Source organism: Aeromonas sp. sif2416, from assembly GCF_019218665.1.
In the GTDB taxonomy this organism is placed as follows: domain Bacteria; phylum Pseudomonadota; class Gammaproteobacteria; order Enterobacterales; family Aeromonadaceae; genus Aeromonas; species Aeromonas encheleia.
Genome location: NZ_JAHUXC010000014.1, coordinates 86883 through 105400 on the forward strand (window position 1 = coordinate 86883; position 18518 = coordinate 105400).

General features: G+C 62.2%; 16 protein-coding genes and 1 riboswitch. Of the genes, 10 read left to right on the plus strand and 6 right to left on the minus strand.

Annotation, left to right across the window (positions count from 1 at the left end; translation table 11 throughout):
- Positions 1–47: 47 nt before the first annotated feature.
- Positions 48–1007: a LysR family transcriptional regulator gene (locus KW821_RS19460; protein WP_218292584.1), complete on the plus strand. Its 960-nt coding sequence runs from the start codon at positions 48–50 to the stop codon at positions 1005–1007.
- On the opposite strand, the gene trpS is transcribed toward KW821_RS19460, so the two are convergent.
- Both trpS and KW821_RS19470 read right to left on the minus strand, forming a co-directional pair.
- Entirely contained in the window at positions 986–1999 is a 1014-nt protein-coding gene (gene trpS, locus KW821_RS19465; RefSeq protein WP_218292585.1) for a tryptophan--tRNA ligase, read from the minus strand. The two genes, KW821_RS19460 and trpS, sit on opposite strands and share 22 nt — an antisense overlap.
- Positions 2000–2190: 191 nt before the next feature.
- Positions 2191–2625 carry a universal stress protein gene (locus tag KW821_RS19470; RefSeq protein ID WP_042651537.1) on the minus strand — a complete coding sequence of 145 codons (435 nt, stop codon included), beginning with the start codon at positions 2623–2625 and terminating at the stop codon, positions 2191–2193.
- Between the two features lie 366 nt (positions 2626–2991).
- Here KW821_RS19470 and fabV point away from each other — a divergent pair, with 366 nt between their 5' ends.
- Positions 2992–4179 carry an enoyl-ACP reductase FabV gene (fabV, locus tag KW821_RS19475; RefSeq protein ID WP_218292586.1) on the plus strand — a complete coding sequence of 396 codons (1188 nt, stop codon included), beginning with the start codon at positions 2992–2994 and terminating at the stop codon, positions 4177–4179.
- 39 nt (positions 4180–4218) lie between these two features.
- Here the strand turns inward: fabV and KW821_RS19480 are convergent, their stop codons facing one another.
- The gene (locus KW821_RS19480) at positions 4219–6000 is read right to left on the minus strand and encodes a GGDEF domain-containing protein (protein ID WP_218292596.1); all 1782 of its coding nucleotides are present in this window, start codon (positions 5998–6000) and stop codon (positions 4219–4221) included.
- A 209-nt stretch (positions 6001–6209) separates the two neighbouring features.
- On the opposite strand from KW821_RS19480, the gene ftnA reads away from it, so the two are divergent.
- Positions 6210–6734, plus strand: a complete 525-nt coding sequence (ftnA, locus tag KW821_RS19485) for a non-heme ferritin (protein WP_042651533.1) — start codon at positions 6210–6212, stop codon at positions 6732–6734.
- Between the two features lie 221 nt (positions 6735–6955).
- Positions 6956–8140 carry an NAD(P)/FAD-dependent oxidoreductase gene (locus KW821_RS19490; protein ID WP_218292587.1) on the plus strand — a complete coding sequence of 395 codons (1185 nt, stop codon included), beginning with the start codon at positions 6956–6958 and terminating at the stop codon, positions 8138–8140.
- Positions 8141–8372: 232 nt separating this feature from the next.
- Here KW821_RS19490 and KW821_RS19495 read toward each other — a convergent pair whose 3' ends face one another.
- On the minus strand, positions 8373–9593 hold the full coding sequence (locus tag KW821_RS19495) for an MFS transporter (RefSeq protein ID WP_218292588.1): 1221 nt from the start codon (positions 9591–9593) through the stop codon (positions 8373–8375).
- Between the two features lie 284 nt (positions 9594–9877).
- On the opposite strand from KW821_RS19495, the gene leuE reads away from it, so the two are divergent.
- The 6 genes from leuE (at position 9878) to murI (ending at position 17615) form a co-directional block, all read left to right on the plus strand.
- Positions 9878–10516, plus strand: a complete 639-nt coding sequence (leuE, locus tag KW821_RS19500) for a leucine efflux protein LeuE (protein WP_218292589.1) — start codon at positions 9878–9880, stop codon at positions 10514–10516.
- Between the two features lie 226 nt (positions 10517–10742).
- Entirely contained in the window at positions 10743–12416 is a 1674-nt protein-coding gene (locus KW821_RS19505) for a sensor histidine kinase (RefSeq protein ID WP_042651529.1), read from the plus strand.
- 76 nt (positions 12417–12492) lie between these two features.
- Complete coding sequence (locus KW821_RS19510; protein ID WP_042651528.1) at positions 12493–13233, plus strand: LytTR family DNA-binding domain-containing protein; 741 nt, start codon at positions 12493–12495, stop codon at positions 13231–13233.
- Positions 13234–13341: 108 nt separating this feature from the next.
- Complete coding sequence (locus KW821_RS19515; protein ID WP_042651527.1) at positions 13342–14532, plus strand: MFS transporter; 1191 nt, start codon at positions 13342–13344, stop codon at positions 14530–14532.
- Between the two features lie 113 nt (positions 14533–14645).
- Positions 14646–14824: riboswitch (cobalamin riboswitch) on the plus strand.
- A gap of 51 nt (positions 14825–14875) precedes the next feature.
- Positions 14876–16711 carry a TonB-dependent receptor domain-containing protein gene (locus KW821_RS19520; RefSeq protein ID WP_218292590.1) on the plus strand — a complete coding sequence of 612 codons (1836 nt, stop codon included), beginning with the start codon at positions 14876–14878 and terminating at the stop codon, positions 16709–16711.
- Between the two features lie 115 nt (positions 16712–16826).
- Positions 16827–17615 (plus strand): glutamate racemase, encoded by a 789-nt coding sequence (murI, locus tag KW821_RS19525; protein ID WP_218292591.1) that lies wholly within the window; start codon positions 16827–16829, stop codon positions 17613–17615.
- Positions 17616–17619: 4 nt separating this feature from the next.
- Here murI and KW821_RS19530 read toward each other — a convergent pair whose 3' ends face one another.
- Both KW821_RS19530 and KW821_RS19535 read right to left on the minus strand, forming a co-directional pair.
- A complete protein-coding gene (locus KW821_RS19530; protein WP_218292592.1) occupies positions 17620–18111 on the minus strand; it encodes an RNA-binding protein in 492 nt (163 codons plus the stop codon).
- Between the two features lie 224 nt (positions 18112–18335).
- Positions 18336–18518: hypothetical protein (locus KW821_RS19535; protein WP_218292593.1), on the minus strand; the 183-nt coding region annotated here is incomplete at its 5' end.

Consider the following 18518-nt stretch of genomic DNA (forward strand, 5'->3'; position numbering starts at 1 on the left):
TACTATGCCAAAAATGAATTGTAGTCATTCAACTATGGCCAATATCGATGGAACTCCCCCTCTCCCGCCTCGATCTCAATCTGCTCACCGTGTTCGACATGCTGATGCAGGAGCACAACGTCACCCGTGCCGCCGAGCGGCTGCACCTCTCCCAGTCCACCGTCAGCCATGCGCTGGGGCGGTTGCGCCAGGCGCTGGATGATCCGCTGTTCGTCATGAGCCGGCGGGAGATGATGCCCACCGAGCGCGCCAAGGCACTGGCCGGGCCGGTGCGTCAGGCGTTGGCCATGCTGGAGCAGGGCCTGCGCCAGGCGAAGGGGTTCGATCCCGCCACGGCGCAGCGGGTCTTTCGCATCGCCACCCCGGGCTCGGTGGAGCACGGCCTGGTGCCGGTGCTGGTGGAGCGCATGGTGCAGCAGGCGCCCTCCTGCCGGCTGGAGGTGTGCGAGCTGGCAGACAGCGACTATGAGCGGGAGCTGGAGAAGGGGGAGCTGGATCTGGTGATCGGCTTTGCCGACGCCAATCATCTCTCCCCCCGGTTGTGGCGCGAGTCCTGGTTCACCAATCCCCTGGTCTGCCTGTCACCGCTCGGCAGCGCGCTGCCGGATGCGCTGGGGCCCGCCGAGCTGGTGAGCCGCCCCCACATCCATACCTCCAGCTGGGGTCACAGCCAGGCCATGGTGGATCTCTGGCTGGCCAGGTTCGTGGTGGCGCGGGAACTGGGGGTGAGGCTGCCGAGCTTTATGGCGGTGCCGCAGCTGATGGCGACCGGCCGTTACCTGGTGGTGGTGCCCGAGATGATAGGGCGCCACTTCTGCCGCCACTATCCGCTGCGGCTGCACCAGCTGGAGCCCGCCATCCCCATCGTCTACCTGATGGCGGGCCACCCCCTCAGCGCTCACGACGAGGCGATCGGCTGGTTCAAGGGCCTGCTGCATCGGCTCGCCTTCGAGCGCTATGGCGAGGCCGCGCTGGGCACCCCGGCTCAGCGCAACCCGGCGAAGTAATCCAGCCCCATGGCTCCCTTCACCTCCGCCAGCACCTCGTCGGTGAGGACGCGGGCCTGCAGCGTCCCTTGGTGCAGCAACGCCAGCAGCTGCCCCTTGTCGGCGCTGGCAGCCTGGCGCCGCGCCCGCATGGGGGCGAGCAGGCTCTGCAGGCAGTCATCCAGCACCTGCTTGCAACGCATGTCACCCAGCCCGCCACGCCGGTAGTGCGCCTTCATCTCGGCCACCAGCGCCTTGTCGGGGTGGAAGGCGTCCAGATAGGCGAACACCGTATTCCCTTCGACCTGACCCGGATCGCTCAGCCTGAGGTGGTTGGGGTCGGTATACATGGCATAAACCGCTCGCTTGATCTCGTCCGCCGACATGCCGAGCTCTATGGTGTTGCCGAGGGATTTGGACATCTTGGCCTTGCCGTCTATGCCGGGCAGGCGGCCGGTGTCGCTCAGTATGGGCTGACACTCGGTCAGCACTTCCTTGCCCACCAGGCCGTTGAAGCGGCGCACTATCTCGTTGGTCTGCTCCAGCATGGGCAGCTGATCCTCGCCCACCGGCACATGGGTGGCGCGAAAGGCGGTGATGTCGGCGGCCTGGCTGACCGGGTAGACCAGAAAGCCCGCCGGCAGGCTGCGCTCGAACCCTTTTTGCTGGATCTCCGCCTTGACGGTGGGGTTGCGCTCCAGTCGGGCGACGCTGACCAGGTTGAGGTAGTAGCAGGTGAGCTCGGCGAGGGCGGGCAGGGCGCTCTGCAGGCAGAAGGTGGTCTTGGCGGGATCGAGGCCGGCGGCCAGGTAGTCGGCCATTACCTCCAGCACGTTGTCGGTGACCTTGGTCGGGTTGTGGCCGTTGTCGGTCAGCGCCTGCAGATCGGCGATCATCACGAATTGACGGTAGTGGTGCTGGGCCTCCACGCGCTGGCGCAGGGAGCCGACGTAGTGACCTATGTGCAGTCTGCCGGTGGGGCGGTCGCCGGTCAGTATGATGGGGTTGTGCATGTCACTCTCTCCAGTGGGGTGGGCCGGGAGGCGACAAAGGGATAAAAACAATGACCGCCTCTCGGCGGTCACGGTGTTTTCTTTGGGAAATCTTACATAGAAAAGCAGTGCCGCCTGTTTATGGGCAGCACCACCAGTAGTTGTGATTGAACGAGGTCATATTCATGGCCAATCAAGCTACGCTCGTTTGCTCACTTCTGCAAGGGCACGACCAGCAGATCGCAGGGCACAGTGTTCATCAGCTGACGGGCGCTGGAGGTGAGCAGGCTCCAGAAGCTCTGGCGATGGCCGCACACCAGCAGGTCTATCTGGTAATCCTTGACCGCCTGGTTGACCCGTTCGCTCAGATCGCCGCAGATCACCAGCTTCTTCTCGATGGGGTAGTCCACCGAGGCGAGGAAGGCTTCCAGCTTCTCCTTCGCCTCGGCGATCACCTGATCCTGCACGTTGTCGATGTCGATATCGATCATCTCGGTGTAGAGATCCTTGAGGTCCACGTCGACGTGGATCACCGACAACTTGGCGCCGTTGGAGCGGGCCCGGTCGACCGCCTTCTCGATCACCTTGCGGTTATCTTCCGACAGGTCGATCGCGGCCAGTACGTGTTTGTAATAGGTTCCACTCATGGGAGTTCTCCTCACTGATCCTGAGTTAACTATACCAATGTCTGATGAAACTAAAACGGCGGCGTCGCCACAGTTTCGGGATTTGAATGGATTTGTCGCACGCCTATGTTGCCGCCCTTTATGAAAAGTCGCGCATATATTGAGCAGGAATTTGAAGCCGGTCACAGCCGGCGAAGAGGGAGGGGAATAGGATGTGCCCGTACTTCGCAATGAACACAAAACAATAAAAAGCATCTGAATACCGCTTTGGGGAGCCTGGTGCTCCCTCTTGTTTTTCTGCGCCCTTCTGTGCCCAATCCCCCCTGACATCAAGGTAATCTGCCGTCTCATGGCTATGCTGTAGCCAGTTCCCTCGGAGATCCATTCATGATCATTCAACCCCAGATCCAGGGCTGCGTCGCCCGCAATTGCCACCCCATCGGTTGTCGCGCCGCCGTCGCGCAGCAGATCGCCAGCGTCAAGGCGGCTGGCCCCTTCAGCGGGCCCAAGCGGGTGCTGGTGCTGGGGGCCTCGTCCGGTTTCGGGCTGGCCTCCCGCATCGCGCTGGCCTTCGGTGCCGGCGCCGACACCATAGGCGTCTCGTTCGAGCGGGGGCCGTCCGACAAGGGGATCGGCAGCGCGGGCTGGTACAACAACATCTGGTTTCGCCAGGCGGCGGAGCAGGAGGGGCGCATCGCCGTCAACCTGATCGGGGATGCCTTCTCGGATGCCATGCGCCAGCAGGCCATCGCCAGCATCCGCCAGCAGCTGGGGCAGGTGGATCTGGTGGTCTATTCCCTGGCGAGCGGCATCCGGCTGCTGGCCGATGGCACCCAGGTGCGCTCCGTGCTCAAGACCACGGGCCAGCCATTCAGTGGCTGGGGGCTGGATCTGGAGCACGACAGTCTGGTGCAGCAATCCTTGGCGCCCGCCACCCCGGAGGAGATCCGCGATACCGTCACAGTGATGGGGGGCGAGGACTGGCAGCTCTGGCTGCAGGCGCTGCAGCAGGCCGATTGCCTCGCCCCCGGCGTCCAGACGGTGGCCTACTCCTACATAGGTCCGGAGTCCACCTATCCCCTCTACCGGGATGGCACCATCGGCTACGCCAAGGAGCACCTGCACGCCACCGCCGAGGCCATCAACCTGCAGCTGGCCCAGCTCGGCGGCCACGCCTGGGTGTCGGTGTGCAAGGCGCTGGTGACCAAGGCGAGCGCCTATATACCGGTGCTGCCGGTCTACCTCGGTCTGCTGATGGGGGTGATGAAGGAGCGCGGAGTGCACGAGGGTTGCATCGAGCAGATGCAGCGGCTGTTCGCCAGCAAGATGTATGGGCCGCGCGGGGTGGTGGCCGATGGCAACCGGCTGATCCGGATGGATGACCATGAGCTGGATCCGGCCATTCAGGTGGCGGTCTCTGCACTCTGGTCCAAGGTGACGCCGGATAACTTCCATACCCTCGGGGACTTTGCCGGGCTGCGGCGAGACTTCATGCAGCTCAATGGCTTCGAGCTGGCCGAGGTCGACTACGGGGCGCCGGTCAACGAGTCTGCGCTGACTGAGCTGACGCCCTGAGCGCCTTCCCATTTGCCGACCTGACCGGATAGTCCCGCGTCAGGCGACGCTGCTGGTCAGTGGGGACGGCTGGTCGGGGGAGGGGGCCAGTATGCTCTGGTTGCGCCCCTGGCGTTTGGCCTGATACATGGCCATGTCGGCCCTGTGGATCAGCTGATGCAGGCTGTCATCGGCGGGGGAGCGCTCCGCCACCCCTATGCTGATGGTCATGCGCGGGGCATCGAGCTGCTCTATCCTGTGCCGCAGCCGCTCGGCATGGTGCCGGCAGGTGGCGCCGTCCTGCGACATGGCCACCAGAAACTCCTCACCTCCCCAGCGCCCGATCTGTTGCAGATCGGGCGCCCAGTGTTTCAGCTCCTGTGCCAGCCGCTGGATCGCCAGATCACCGGTCTGGTGGCCGTGGCGATCGTTGATCTGCTTGAAGTGATCTATGTCGATGATGAGCAGGGTCAGCGGCTCGTTCAGTTGCCACTGCTGCGACAACCGCTCCAGCAAGGCGCGTCGATTCGGCAGTCCGGTCAGTTGATCGAAGGTGGCGAGCCGGTAGAGATGGCGTGAGTTGCGGTGCAGCCGGTGAGTGGTCAACCCGAGCAGGATCAGGGCGCCGGCCAGCAGCGCGACCAGCAGCAGCTGGTAGTTGCGGGCGCTCTGTTGATACAGCAGTTGCTGGCGCCTGCGTTCGTTCTCCTGTTGCAGCGCCCGGTTGCTGGCCTCGCTGCGCGTCAGCTCCATCTCGGCCTGGAACGCGCTGGCATGCTGGCTCAGGGTCTGGTTGAAGTGCTGTTTGTAGTCGTGCATGTATTCGCGCATCACCCTATAGGCCTCGGGATAGCGTCCCAGATCGGCCAGCAGCCTGGCCTGCAGCGCCTTGCCGTCTATGGTGACCGGGCTGGCCTGGGCCGTCAGCAGTTGCAATGCCAGCTGTTTCTCCCCACGGCCCTGCAGCGTCCTGGCCCGGGTCTCGGTCAGGCGGGAGCCCGCCTGCGGGTAGCCGAGCCGCTGATAGATGGCCTGCGCCTCGTCCAGGCTGCGCCAGGCGGCGTGCCATTTTTCCTGCGCATTGAGGGCCATGGCCTGATAGCCGAGTACGATGGCGCGATAGTCCGGCGCCAGATCCGGGGTCGCCAGCAGGCCGTCGAGCAACTGGCTCGCCTGGATGGGGCGATCCATGTCGATATAGAGCCGCGCCATGTTGGCCCTGATGATGGCCTGGCTGTTGGGCTCGTCCAGTTGCACCATCTGCTGCAGCGCATCCCGGTAATAGCCTTCGGCCTCCTGATAGAGGCTGAGGTCGGCATAGAGGTTGCCTAGGGTCATCATCAGCCGGGCGAATTGCAGCCCGGCAAGGGGGCTGGCGGGGATCTGCTGCTTGAGCCGGAAGGCGGTCTTGAGTTCGGCGATGGCCTCTTTCAGGCGCTGGGTGCGATAGAGGGCGAGTCCGTTCAGGGCGTGCCACTCCGACTCCTGGGCCGGATGACCCCTGACACTGGATTGGAGTTGGCTCAGCAGGCGGAGGGCCTGCTGCGGCGCCTCTGTGTCCAGGGTGAGCGCCACCTGTTGCAACCGGAAGTCCAGCAGGCGCAGCGTCTCCTGGCGGGCGGTGGCCAGCCCGCGGGCGCGGGCGTTGTCGAGCAGGGCCTCGGGGTAGTACCCGAGGGCCGCCTTGGCCAGGGATCTCGCGTGAAACAGCTCCATGTCTGGCCGCGGCTTGGCATTGAGGCGCTGCAGATAGCCGGCGGGATCGCGCGCCGCCTGCAATTCAGCCTCTTCCAACAGGGGAGCGGCCTGCAACTGGGTCATCCAGAGCAGTGCCAGTGCCATCACCAATCTCATTGCATCTTCTTCCTGACCGTTGGCGCCATCATAGAGGCTGGGTCCGGGTACACCATCTTTCTTTGCTTATCCATGCCTGTATGGGGGTCAGGATGAGAGGGACTATGGTCACAACTGCGATACCCGACCCATGCGGATGGTTGATTCGTGGTACAACAGTGGCGACAATTGTGACCAAATCACCGTGGAGAATCATCATGTTGGCCCAAGCCATGATCGAGAAGTTGAACGAGCAGATAAATCTTGAATTCTATTCCTCCAATCTCTACCTGCAGATGAGCGCCTGGTGTGAGGACAAGGGCTTCGAAGGGGCGGCAAACTTCCTGCGCCAGCACGCCGTCGAGGAGCGCCAGCACATGGAGCGCCTGTTCACCTACGTGAGCGAGACAGGTGCCATGCCGATACTGGGTGCGATCGAGGCGCCTCCCCACGAGTTCAACTCGCTCGGCGACATCTTCCGCACCACCCTGGAGCACGAATACCACATCACCAAGTGCATCAACGGCCTGGCCCACGTGGCCTTCACCACCCAGGACTACTCCACCTTCAACTTCCTGCAGTGGTATGTGGCCGAGCAGCACGAGGAAGAGAAGCTGTTCAAGAGCATCGTCGACCGCCTGTCACTGGTGGGCGAGGATGGCAAGGGCCTCTACTTCATCGACAAGGAGCTGTCCGAGCTGGCCAAGGGTGCACCCGCCAGCGTCATGGACGGCAACGCCTGATAGTCGTGGACACTTAGTGTTCAGCCAGTACAATAACGGCCCTTTTACGGGCCGTTTTCTATTGGTTCTGGCATGAGATTTCTGCCGGGCTGCCATGACGGCGCTTTTGTTGTGAGCCGTTTTCTATTAGTTCAGGCAGGAAACCACAGTCGTTTCCGCCGGATACCATGACGGTTCTTTCTGTTTAGGGCCCTTTTGGCCGCCGAGCGAATAAGGCAGTGATGATGCAAGTGGATGTGGTGGTGATCGGGGCCGGTGCGGCCGGTTTGATGTGTGCGGCCCAGGCGGGATATCGGGGTCGCTCTGTGCTGTTGCTCGACAACGCCAAGAAGCCGGGTCGCAAGATCCTGATCAGCGGCGGTGGCCGCTGCAACTTCACCAACCATCAGGCCGGTCCCCACGCCTTCCTCTCGGGTAACCCGCACTTCTGCAAGTCGGCGCTGGCGCGCTACACCCAGCAGGATTTCATCGAGCTGGTGGACAGGCACGGGGTGAATTACCACGAACGTACCCTGGGGCAGCTCTTCTGTCTCGAGAGCGCGAAAGAGATAGTCGATGCGCTGCTCACCGAGTGCGACTGGGCCGGGGTGACCCTGCAGTGCCAGACCGAGATCCTGAGCGTCAGCAAGAACGATGACGGCTTCCTGCTCGAGACCAGCAAGGGCGAGATCGGTTGCCAATCCCTGGTGGTGGCGACCGGTGGCCTCTCCATGCCGAAACTCGGCGCCACCCCCTACGGCTTCAAGCTGGCGGAGCAGTTCGGCCTCAATGTGCTGCCCACCCGCGCCGGGCTGGTGCCCTTCACCCTGCACCAGGCCGAGAAGGAGGCGTTTGCCGACTTGGCCGGGGTCAGCCTGCCGGTGGCGGTGACCGCCGAGGATGGCACCTGTTTCAAGGAGGCCATGCTGTTCACCCACCGCGGCCTCTCCGGCCCGGCCATACTGCAGATCTCCTCCTTCTGGCTGGCGGGGGAGAAGATCCACATCAACCTGCTGCCTGAGCTGGATATCCCGGCGGCTCTCAAGGCCTGGGCGCTGGCCCACCCGGCTCAGGAGCTGAAAACCGTGCTCGGGCGCGAGCTGCCCAAGCGCTTCGTCGACAAGCTGGTGGAGCTGGGGCAACTCAGCAACAAACCGATGCGCCAGTACAACGAGCGGGAGCTGGAGGCCATCGCCAGCCTGCTGGGGGACTGGCAGATCCTGCCGAACGGCACCGAAGGCTATCGCACCGCCGAGGTGACGCTAGGAGGGGTGGATACCAACGAGCTCTCCTCCAAGACCATGGAGGCGCGCAAGGTGCCCGGTCTCTACTTCGTCGGCGAGGTGGTGGACGTGACCGGCTGGCTCGGTGGCTACAACTTCCAGTGGGCCTGGTCCTCCGGCTGGGTGGCCGGTCAGTACTGCTGACGAGCACGCTAGGTCGAAGCTCCGGCTGCCGCATCGAACGGCCTGATGGTGTCGCCTCTGCACGCCTCAGGCCGTTTTCACACTGATGTCATCTTCGGAGCGGCCTGCTCCCTCCCTGCCACGATGTGGCCCTCGAGCGCCATCCCGCAAGGCAGACTCCTTCTCCAGCACCCATGATGGGTCGCATCGACCTTCCCGTTCGCGCTAGCCAGAGCGGACGCCAGCGGGCCGATCAGCCCTTCCTGATCGTCGGCAACAGCACCGTCAGCAGCCCGATCAGCGGCAGGTAGGCGCACACCTGGTACACGGTTTCGATGCTGGTCGCGTCGGCCAGCTGGCCCAGCAGGGCGGCGCCTATGCCCCCCATGCCGAAAGCGAAGCCGAAGAACAGGCCTGAGATGGTGCCGACCTTGCCGGGGACCAGCTCCTGGGCATAGACCAGGATGGCGGAGAAGGCGGAGGCCAGGATCAGGCCGATGATCACCGAGAGCACCGAGGTCCAGAACAGGTCGACATGGGGCAGCAGCAGGGTGAAGGGGGCGACGCCGAGGATGGAGATCCAGATCACCCGCTTGCGGCCGATGCGGTCACCGACTGGCCCACCGAGCACAGTGCCCGCCGCGACGGCGAAGAGGAAGGCGAACAGATGGAACTGAGCGCTGTCCAGGGAGAGGCTGAACTTGTCCATCAGGTAGAAGGTGTAATAGCTGCTCAGGCTGGTCATGTAGAAGAACTTGGAGAACATCAGCAGGCCGAGGATGGCCAGCGACCAGCCGATCTGGTGGCGGCTCAGGCCGTTGCCGGCATGGGCCTTCATCCGCTTGTGGAAGTTGGCGGCGTGATGGCTGGACCAGCGGCCGACGAAGCTGAGCACCACCACGCCAATCAGCGCGAACAGCGAGAACCAGGCCGCGCTGCCCTGTCCCTGCGGCACTATGATGAGCGCGGCGAGCAGCGGGCCTATGGCCGACCCCAGGTTGCCGCCGATCTGGAACAGCGATTGGGCCAGCCCGGGCTGGCTGCCGGCCGCCATGCGGGCGACCCGCGAGGATTCCGGGTGGAAGACAGACGAGCCCATGCCGATCAGCATCGCCGACAGCAACACGGCGCCAAAGCTGTCCGCCTGGGACAACGAGAGCAGGCCGAGCAGCGTGAAACCCATGCCGAGTGGCAGCGAATAAGGCATGGGCCTGCGGTCGGTGTAGAGGCCGATCAGCGGTTGCAACAGCGAGCCCGTGAACTGGTAGGTGAGGGTGATCAGGCCTATCTGGGCGAACGACAGGTTGAGTCCGAGCTTCAACAGCGGATAGATGGCCAGCAACACCGACTGCATCATGTCGTTCAACAGGTGCGAGAAGCTGATCGCGGCAATCACCGGGTAAGTGGTGCTGTTCAGGGCATCGGCCGAGGGCTGCGCGGTGAGAGGGGCATCGGTGCTGAGGGTCTTTTCCATGAGGTAGTGTTTCTGCTGTCCTGGGTATCGCTCTAACATGCCCGATCCTGGCCCGTCTGGACATAGCAAAAATGAATGGAATGAACGCCCACCTCCACTTCGTCGGCGAGGGGGCGACAGCCTGGTTCGCGCCCTGTGGTGCGGCTGCCGGGTCTATGACCGATCATCACCCTGTTGTTGCGCACTTGTGCTTTGCTGGCGGAGGCTTAGTATAGGACGGTCGTACTTTAATCATCTGGGAAGGACCCCGGTTGACCGGGCCCCTTCGCGCATCGGGGGAGTATATGTTTGAAAGTTTTGGGGTTATCAACGTCTGGACCTATCTGATCGGGCTGTTCTTCATCATCATAGCGCCGGGCCCCAACTCCATTTATGTGCTGCGCACCGGCGCCACCCGTGGCATAGGCCCAGGTTATCGGGCGGCCCTCGGGGTCTTCGTCGGCGATGCCATCCTCATCTTCTGTGCCTATCTGGGGGTGGCCTCCCTCATTCGCACCACCCCGCTGCTGTTTACCCTGGTGCGCTATCTCGGCGCCATCTACCTGCTCTATCTGGGGATCAGGATCCTCCATGCGAACTTCATCGCCAAACAGGGGGCGGCCCACGGCGAGTCGGTACAGGGGGAAAACTACTTCGGCAAGGCGCTGACCCTGAGCCTCACCAACCCCAAGGCGATCCTGTTCTACGTCTCCTTCTTCGTGCAGTTCATCGACTTCAACTACGCCCACACCTGGCTCTCCTACCTGGTACTGGCCGGCATGCTGGAGGCCATGAGCTTCGTCTATCTCACCCTGTTGATCTTCGGCGGTACCCTGATGGCGCGCTTCTTCGCACGCAAGGTGCGCCTCGCCAGGCTGGGCAACGGTCTGATCGGCCTCTTCTTCATGGGCTTCGCCGCGCGCCTGGCGACCATCTCCTCCTGATCCCGTCCTGCGGCCGCGCTCATCTTGCAAGATGAGCGCGGCCGGCCATTCTGCATCCCTATGCTCCCTTGGGCGCCCGCCTGAGGTAAACTAGCGCGCCCCAAGGGGGAGGCCGGTGCGGGATGCCGCTCACCAGCCTGATAATGCCCCGGCCCGATCGGCGTCAGCCGCCCGGGGACTGATACATTTTATAGTGCGCCCCTCGTGGCCATTGGTCGGAGGGCCCATGCTCGAAAATCAGATGATGTTGTTGGCGGTGTTTGAACGGGCGGCCCTGATGCTGATGACCCTGTTCTTCCTGACCCGCACCCGCCCGTTCCAGCGCCTGTTCCAGAAGCGGGATCACACCCCGGCCGAGCTGGTGCTGGTCGCGGCCATCTTCGGTCTGTTCGCGGTGTTCAGCACCTACACCGGCATCCAGGTGGAGGGGGCGCTCATCAACGTGCGGATCATCGCCATCATCTCGGGCGGCATCCTGTTCGGCCCCTGGGTCGGCATCCCGGCCGGGGTCATCTCCGGCCTGCACCGTTACCTCATCGACATGGATGGCAACACCTCAATCCCTTGCCTCATCGCCAGCATCATCGCCGGCCTGCTGGCCACCTGGATCCACCTCAACTGCCGCAAGTCCCGGCTCTGGCTGTACGGCATACTGGCGGGCATGTTGTGCGAGGGGCTGACCATGCTGCTGATCTGGCTGCTGACCGAACCCCATGAGGTGGGGGTGGAGATCGTCAGCCACATCGCCTACCCGATGATCGCCGGGGCGCTCTGTATCGGCCTCATCATCAAGCTGGTGCAGGATCTGGATGACGAGAAGGAGCTGATCGCCGCCAAGCAGGCCAAGCTGGCCCTCGACATCGCCAACAAGACGCTGCCGTTTTTCCAGAAGGTCGATCGTCACTCCCTCGGTCAGGTGTGTGGCGTCATCTGCAACGAGATCCATGCCGATGCGGTGGCCATCACCGACACCCGCGACGTGCTGGCCTATGTGGGGGTAGGCAAGGATTACTACGAGCTGGATGAGCACCACGCCATCAGTGACATGACCCAGCGGGCCGTGCTGCTGGATCAGATCATCATCAACAACGATCTGCGTCAGTATCACCTGTCCGACTTCCACTCGGTCATCATCATCCCGCTGCGGGAGAATGGCGCCGTCAGCGGCACCCTCAAGATCTATTACCGCCGCACCCACCGCATCACCAGCTCGTTGCGGGAGATGGCGGTGGGTCTCTCCCAGCTCATCTCCACCCAGATGGAGGTGTCGCGCATCGAGCAGCTCAAGGAGATGACCCGCAAGGCGGAGTTCACCGCGCTGCAGAGCAAGATCAATCCCCACTTCCTGTTCAACGCCCTCAACGCCATCTCGTCGCTGATCCGCATTCGCCCCCAGCAGGCACGCCAGCTCATCGCCAACCTGGCGGACTACCTGCGCTACAACCTCAACAAGGGGGACGAGCTGATCGACATCCAGGAGGAGCTGCAGCAGGTGCGCGACTACGTGGCCATCGAGCAGGCCCGCTTCGGCGACAAGCTGGAGGTGGTGTTCGAGGTGGACGATGTGCACATCCAGGTGCCCTGCCTGCTGCTGCAGCCGCTGGTGGAGAACGCCATACTGCACGGCATCCAGCCCCGCAGCGCCCCGGGCCGGGTCACCATAGAGGTGAGGCAGCTGGCAGGCGGCATCCGGGTGGCGGTGCGCGACACCGGTTATGGCATCAGCCAGGCGGTGATCGACGGGGTGGCCGCCGGCCGGGTGGAGAGCCGCAGCATAGGCCTGATGAACGTGCATCAGCGCGTCAAACTCTTGTACGGGGACGGGTTGCAGCTCAGGCGGCTGGAACCCGGCACCGAAGTCTGTTTCTATCTGCCGGATCCGGAGGCAATGCCATGCTGAGCGCCATCATAGTGAAAGACGAGTACTTGGCTCGAGAGGCGCCGGCCTGCCTGTCTCGTCATCCGGAGGCCATAACATGTTGAGAGCCATTATCGTTGAAGATGAATACCTGGCCCGGGAGGAGCTGATCTACCTGGTGAACCAGCACAGCCAGATAGAGATAGTGGCGAGCTTCGAGGATGGGCTGGAGGCGTTCAAATACCTGCAGGATCACGAGGTGGATGTGGTGTTTCTGGATATCCAGATCCCCTCTATCGACGGTCTGTTGCTGGCCAAGAACCTGCACAAGTCGAGCCACCCGCCCCACATAGTGTTCGTCACCGCCTACAAGGAGTTTGCGGTGGAGGCATTCGAGCTGGAGGCGTTCGACTATATCCTCAAGCCCTACAACGAGCCGCGCATCATCAACCTGCTGCAAAAACTCGAGCACGCCGGCAAGCTGAAACCGAGCCAGGCCGCCGAGGCGGGCGAGGGGAGTGGTAGCCAGAACCGCACCGTCAATCTGGTGAAGGGGGAGCGCATCATAGTCACCCCCTGCGAGCAGATCTACTACGCGGAGGCGGACGAGAAGCTGACCTATGTCTACACCCGCACCGATCGTTACGTGATGGCCATGACCATCAGCGAGTTTGTCGGTCGGCTGCCGGCCGAGGGCTTCTTTCGCTGCCACCGATCCTACTGCGTCAATATCAACAAGATCCGCGAGATAGTGCCCTGGTTCAACAGCACCTATCTCATCCGGCTCCATGATCTGCCGTTCGAGGTGCCGGTCAGCCGCAGCAACATCAAGGCGTTCCGTCAGCTGATGCGGCTTTAATTGTCATTCATTCCCGCCGATCTGCATTTCATGCCTTAATCCGTCGGCACTGGGTGCGTCTTGCCTATAGTGGGCTCAATTTCCCGAGTCCACCGCCCGAGACACACCATGACCAAAGAGATGAACCGCACCCGGTACCTGACCCTGATAGGTACCATCATCACCCAGTTCGCCCTGGGGTCCGTCTATACCTGGAGCCTGTTCAACGCCCAGCTCTCCGACAAGCTGGATGAGCCGGTCAGCCAGGTGGCCTTCGCCTTCGGTCTGCTCAGCCTGTCGCTGGCGGTCGCCTCCTCCCTGGCGGGCAAGCTGCAGGAGCGGTTCGGGGTGCGCAACGTCACCCTCGGCGCCGGCGTGCTGCTCGGCATCGGCTTCTTCCTCACCGCCCATGCCAGCAACCTGGCCATGCTCTATCTCTGCGCCGGCATCCTGGTGGGCTTCGCCGATGGCACCGGCTACCTGATGACGCTCTCCAACTGCGTGAAGTGGTTCCCGGAGCGCAAGGGGCTGATCTCCGCCTGCTCCATCGGCGCCTATGGCCTCGGCAGCCTCGGCTTCAAATACATCAACCTGCTGCTGCTCTCCAGCTCGGGTCTGGAGGCGACCTTCCAGCTGTGGGGCCTGATCGCCATGTCCATGGTGCTGGTGGGCGGCATGCTGATGAAGGATGCCCCTCAACAGGCCGCGTCCTCCCAGCAGACCGAGAGCCGTGACTTCACCTTGGCCGAGGCCATGCGCAAGCCGCAGTACTGGATGCTGGCGCTGATGTTCCTCACCGCCTGCATGAGCGGCCTCTATGTCATCGGGGTGGCCAAGGACATCGGTGAGAACATGGTGGGTCTGTCCACCGCGGTGGCGGCCAATGCGGTGGCGGTGATCGCCATGGCCAACCTGGGCGGCCGGCTGGTGCTGGGGATACTGTCTGACAAGATGTCCCGCATCCGGGTCATCACCATAGCCCAGCTGATCACCCTGTGCGGTATGGGGCTGCTGCTGTTCGTGCCGCTCAACGCCAACCTGTTCTTCGTGGCGGTGGCCTGTGTGGCCTTCAGCTTCGGCGGCACCATCACCGTCTACCCTTCCTTGGTGAGCGACTTCTTCGGGCTCAACAACCTGACCAAGAACTACGGCGTCATCTACCTGGGCTTCGGGCTGGGCAGCATCATCGGCTCCATCGTCGCCTCCCTGTTCGGCGGCTTCATGGCGACTTTCAACCTGATCCTGGTATTGCTGGTGGTGGCCCTGGTGCTCTCCCTCACCATCCGCCTGCCGGCACCCAAGGCCAGCTACGCTGACTGAGCCTGAAGCTATTGATAAATCTAACAAACCGGTGCCCATGGGCGCCGGTTTTTGTTTTTGCTAGCAAAAGACGTATGGATGGCTAAATCGCTATACTCTTCCGTCCCCCTTTCCTATAATCCCCCCGCTTTGGCGCATCATGCTTAATAGGGAATCCGGTGAGAATCCGGAGCTGGCGCGCAGCGGTAAGGGGGAACGAAGCGACATCAGGGCACTGCCGTCAGGTGGGAAGCCGTCGCCGTAGGCCATCAGCCCCCCAGCCCGAAGACCTGCCAAAGTTCGTATTTCGGATCGAGAGAAACCGGTCACGGAGTAGATGCTTACGCGAACTTAAGGATCTGTAATGTCCAAGAAACTATTGGTGGCTGCCCTGTTGCCAACGGCGGCCTTCGCTCAGACTTCCCTGCCTGCCAATGAGACCATGGTGGTGACCGCCAACCGGGTGGAGCAACCCATCAGCTCGGTACTGGCGCCCATTGTGGTGATCGATCGCGCCGAGATCGACGCCCGTCAGGTGCAGAGCCTGCCGGATCTGCTGAAGACCCTGCCGGGGGTGCAGATCACCACCCTGGGTGGACGGGGGCACATGAGCAGCCTGTTCATCCGCGGTACCAACTCCAACCATTCGCTGGTGCTGGTCAATGGTCGCCCCATCGCCGCCATGGTGGCCGGTACGCCAGACCTCAGCCAGATCCCGCTCGGCAACATCGAACGCGTCGAGTATATCCGCGGCCCGCGAGCGGCGGTCTACGGCGCGGATGCCATAGGTGGCGTCATCAACCTCATCACCAAGACCTCCGCCAAGAATGGCAGCGAGACCCACCTGAAGGGGGGGGTTGGCAGCAACGGCTATGGCCAGGGTCAGCTGCGTACCGTGCAGGCACTCGGCCAGCAGACCGACATGAATATGATGATCGGCTATGAGCGCGCCGATGGTTTCGACGTAGTGGCCGGTGCCCAGCAACCGGATCGGGACGGCTTCGACAGCCTGAACGGCCAGCTCGGGCTGAACCATGCCTTCAACGATGCCTGGAGCGCCGACTTCAACGCCCAGGGCTACGACAACCAGACCGAGATGGACGATCCCTATCAGGCGGCGGATCAGAGCCGGGTACAGGCCTTCCAGTATGATGGCGCGCTCAAGTACCAGGCCGACCACTTCAATAGCCGGCTCGAGGCCAGCTATGGTGAGAACAAGCTGAAGAGCTGGCTGGAGAGCCAGGGTGAGTCGAGTGCCGAGCCCATTCATACCGGTCTGACCCGTTTCTCCTGGATCAACAGCTGGAGCGGTATCGAGGGGCTGTTGCTGACCGGGGGTGCAGATTGGCAGCAGGAACAGCTGAAATCCGACTCTCGCAGCTACGGCAAGTCGTTCGATGCACCGGATCGCGACAACACCGGGCTGTTTGCCGTCGGCAGCTATCGCTGGCAGGCGCTGCAGTTCGAGCTGTCCGGCCGTACCGATGACAACGAACAGTATGGTCGTCACAACACCTGGTCTGCCGCCAGCGGTCTGGACATCGATGACAATCATAATGTCCGGCTGAGCTACGGCACCGGCTTCAAGGCGCCGACCTTCCTCGACCTCTATTACCCAGGTTACGAGAACCCGGATCTGAAGCCGGAGGAGAGCAAGAACCTGGAGCTGGACTTCTCCGGTCGTTACACCGCCTGGGACTGGTCCGTGAACCTGTATCGCAACCAGATCCAGAACCTGATCGCCTGCCAGAGCGCCTTCTCCACCTGCAAGCCGGACAACACTGATGCGGAGATCCGTGGCGTGGAACTGGCGCTGGGTCTGGAAACCGGTCCACTCCATCATGACCTGAGCTTCGATTACACCAAGACCGAAGACAAGAATGACGGCGACCAGCCGCTGCTGCGCCGCGCCAAGCAGAAGGCCAGCTGGCTGACCCAGATACAGCTGGGCCCGGTCGATCTGTCGACCGAGCTGCTCTATGTGGGCAAGCGGGATGACAAGGACTTCAGCAGCTTCCCGGCAGAGCGGGTGGTGTTGAGCTCCTATACCCTGGTCAACCTAGGCGCCAGCTACGGGGTGACCCCTGCGCTCACCCTGGGCGGCCGCATCGACAACCTGTTCGATCGCGACTATGTCCCGGCTTATGGCTATGCCTCACCGGGCACCGAGTTCAAGCTGACGGCCGACTACCGTCTCTGATCCGCCGCTCTGCTTATATAGAGAGGAAAAAGCGAGGCCCCGCCATGTGCGGGGCCTTTTCTATTGGCCGCCGGCGGGAGTATGATCGCCGCCTCGCATCCAAGGGGGAGCCCAGGTGGCCAATATTCTAGTGTTCGATTCAGGCATGGGCGGCTTGACCGTCTATCGCGAGATCCGTCGCACCTTGCCGGCGCACAACTATTTCTACTGTTTCGACAATGCCAACTTCCCCTATGGCGAACTGAGCGAGCCGGATCTGATCGCGGCCTGTGGTCGCCTGATCACGCAGATGGTGGCCGAGCAGGCCATCGATCTGGTGGTGATCGCCTGCAACACCGCCAGCACCATAGCCCTGCCATCCTTGCGCGCAGCTCTGACTATTCCGGTGGTGGGCGTGGTACCGGCCATCAAGCCGGCGGCCGTCCTGACCCGCAATGGTTGCATCGGGCTGCTGGCCACCCCGGGCACCGTCAGTCGTGCGTACACCCATCAACTCATCGCCCAGTTTGCGCCGGACAAGCGGGTGCTGCTCAAGGGGGCGACCGAGCTGGTGATCGAGGCCGAGCACAAGCTGGCCGGCCGACCAGTCAATATGGCGCTGTTGCGAGAGGTGTTGGCGGACTGGATAGAAGGGGAGCAGAAGCCGGATACGCTGGTGCTGGGCTGCACCCACTTCCCGCTGCTCGATGACGAGATCCGGCAACTGATGCCAGATTGCCAGCTGGTGGATTCGGGCAGCGCGGTGGCGAGGCGAGTGGCTCATCTGCTGGCGACTACTACTTCCACCACATCTGCCAGCGCGCAGGCCAGAGCCTATTGCACCCGGCTGGACAGTGAGGCCCAAAAACTGACAGCCCCCTTGCAAGCATGGGGGCTGTCATCACTCGAAGAGGTAGAGTACTGAGTTATCAGGCGTCGACGTCGCTGCCTTCCCGCTCATCCCTGTCCCGCTTGTCGTTGGCTTCGCGAACCTTGAGGGTGCGTTGCTGATACTCCTTGTCATTGAGCGCGGTGATCGCCTTGGCCGCATCGGCGGCCGGCATCTCCACAAAGCCAAAGCCCCTGCGCTTGCCAGTGGCCTTGTCCTTCATCAGACGGACGGAAATGACCTGGCCCTGCTCGGCAAACAGTTCACGCACGGCGATCTCGTTGGCACGGTAGGGCAGGTTGCCTACATATAAGGTACAAGTCTCTTGGCCGGCGGTCTGCTCGACCACAGCGGCTGGGGTCCGGTTAAGGAACAGCGGTACGACGAAACCGCCAATGGCCAGACCCACGGCAAAAATCACTTCGGCTTTCAAAGAAAACTGCAGGGCCTGGGCTACCAGATAACCGACCAGCGCCAACACCAGAGCGAGAACGGCCGCCTGCACGTAAACGGGAAACTTGGATAAATTCATCTTTAAAGACCTTTTGTAAATGAAAGCAAAAAAGGTGCAACACTCTATTCACCTCCATGGTAACCAGCTTTCCAGCCAGGCGCTACCACGGACCACTCGGGACACATTATCCGCTTCAGTATGGCATTCCTTAATGTAGGAAGACCTACTTAAATAACGAAAAAACAGCGCTGAAATCATCTGCTTGTGGATAACACTGTATATATACACTGGGTAAGCTGTTTCTAATTGGATAATTTGAAGTTTCCGTGACTTTCTTCAAAAAATGGCTTGTCATCGCGGCCTGGCTCCCTATAATGCGCCCCTACCAGCACGGCAGAACACGCCGGACTGATGAGCCAGCTTCCTTGTGAAGTGGGCGCCGAAAGAAAAGCGAAAACAAGCGCTTGACTTTCGAAGTGAGGAGC

Bases quoted from the DNA above. Each gene is read 5' to 3' on its own strand.
- KW821_RS19520 (WP_218292590.1), top strand. From the start codon at position 14,876: ATGTCCAAGAAACTATTGGTGGCTGCCCTGTTGCCAACGGCGGCCTTC.
- leuE (WP_218292589.1), top strand. From the start codon at position 9,878: ATGTTTGAAAGTTTTGGGGTTATCAACGTCTGGACCTATCTGATCGGG.
- KW821_RS19530 (WP_218292592.1), bottom strand. From the start codon at position 18,111: ATGAATTTATCCAAGTTTCCCGTTTACGTGCAGGCGGCCGTTCTCGCT.
- ftnA (WP_042651533.1), top strand. From the start codon at position 6,210: ATGTTGGCCCAAGCCATGATCGAGAAGTTGAACGAGCAGATAAATCTT.
- fabV (WP_218292586.1), top strand. From the start codon at position 2,992: ATGATCATTCAACCCCAGATCCAGGGCTGCGTCGCCCGCAATTGCCAC.
- KW821_RS19495 (WP_218292588.1), bottom strand. From the start codon at position 9,593: ATGGAAAAGACCCTCAGCACCGATGCCCCTCTCACCGCGCAGCCCTCG.
- KW821_RS19490 (WP_218292587.1), top strand. From the start codon at position 6,956: ATGATGCAAGTGGATGTGGTGGTGATCGGGGCCGGTGCGGCCGGTTTG.
- KW821_RS19470 (WP_042651537.1), bottom strand. From the start codon at position 2,625: ATGAGTGGAACCTATTACAAACACGTACTGGCCGCGATCGACCTGTCG.
- KW821_RS19510 (WP_042651528.1), top strand. From the start codon at position 12,493: ATGTTGAGAGCCATTATCGTTGAAGATGAATACCTGGCCCGGGAGGAG.
- trpS (WP_218292585.1), bottom strand. From the start codon at position 1,999: ATGCACAACCCCATCATACTGACCGGCGACCGCCCCACCGGCAGACTG.
- KW821_RS19460 (WP_218292584.1), top strand. From the start codon at position 48: ATGGAACTCCCCCTCTCCCGCCTCGATCTCAATCTGCTCACCGTGTTC.
- KW821_RS19480 (WP_218292596.1), bottom strand. From the start codon at position 6,000: ATGGCACTGGCACTGCTCTGGATGACCCAGTTGCAGGCCGCTCCCCTG.
- KW821_RS19515 (WP_042651527.1), top strand. From the start codon at position 13,342: ATGACCAAAGAGATGAACCGCACCCGGTACCTGACCCTGATAGGTACC.
- KW821_RS19505 (WP_042651529.1), top strand. From the start codon at position 10,743: ATGCTCGAAAATCAGATGATGTTGTTGGCGGTGTTTGAACGGGCGGCC.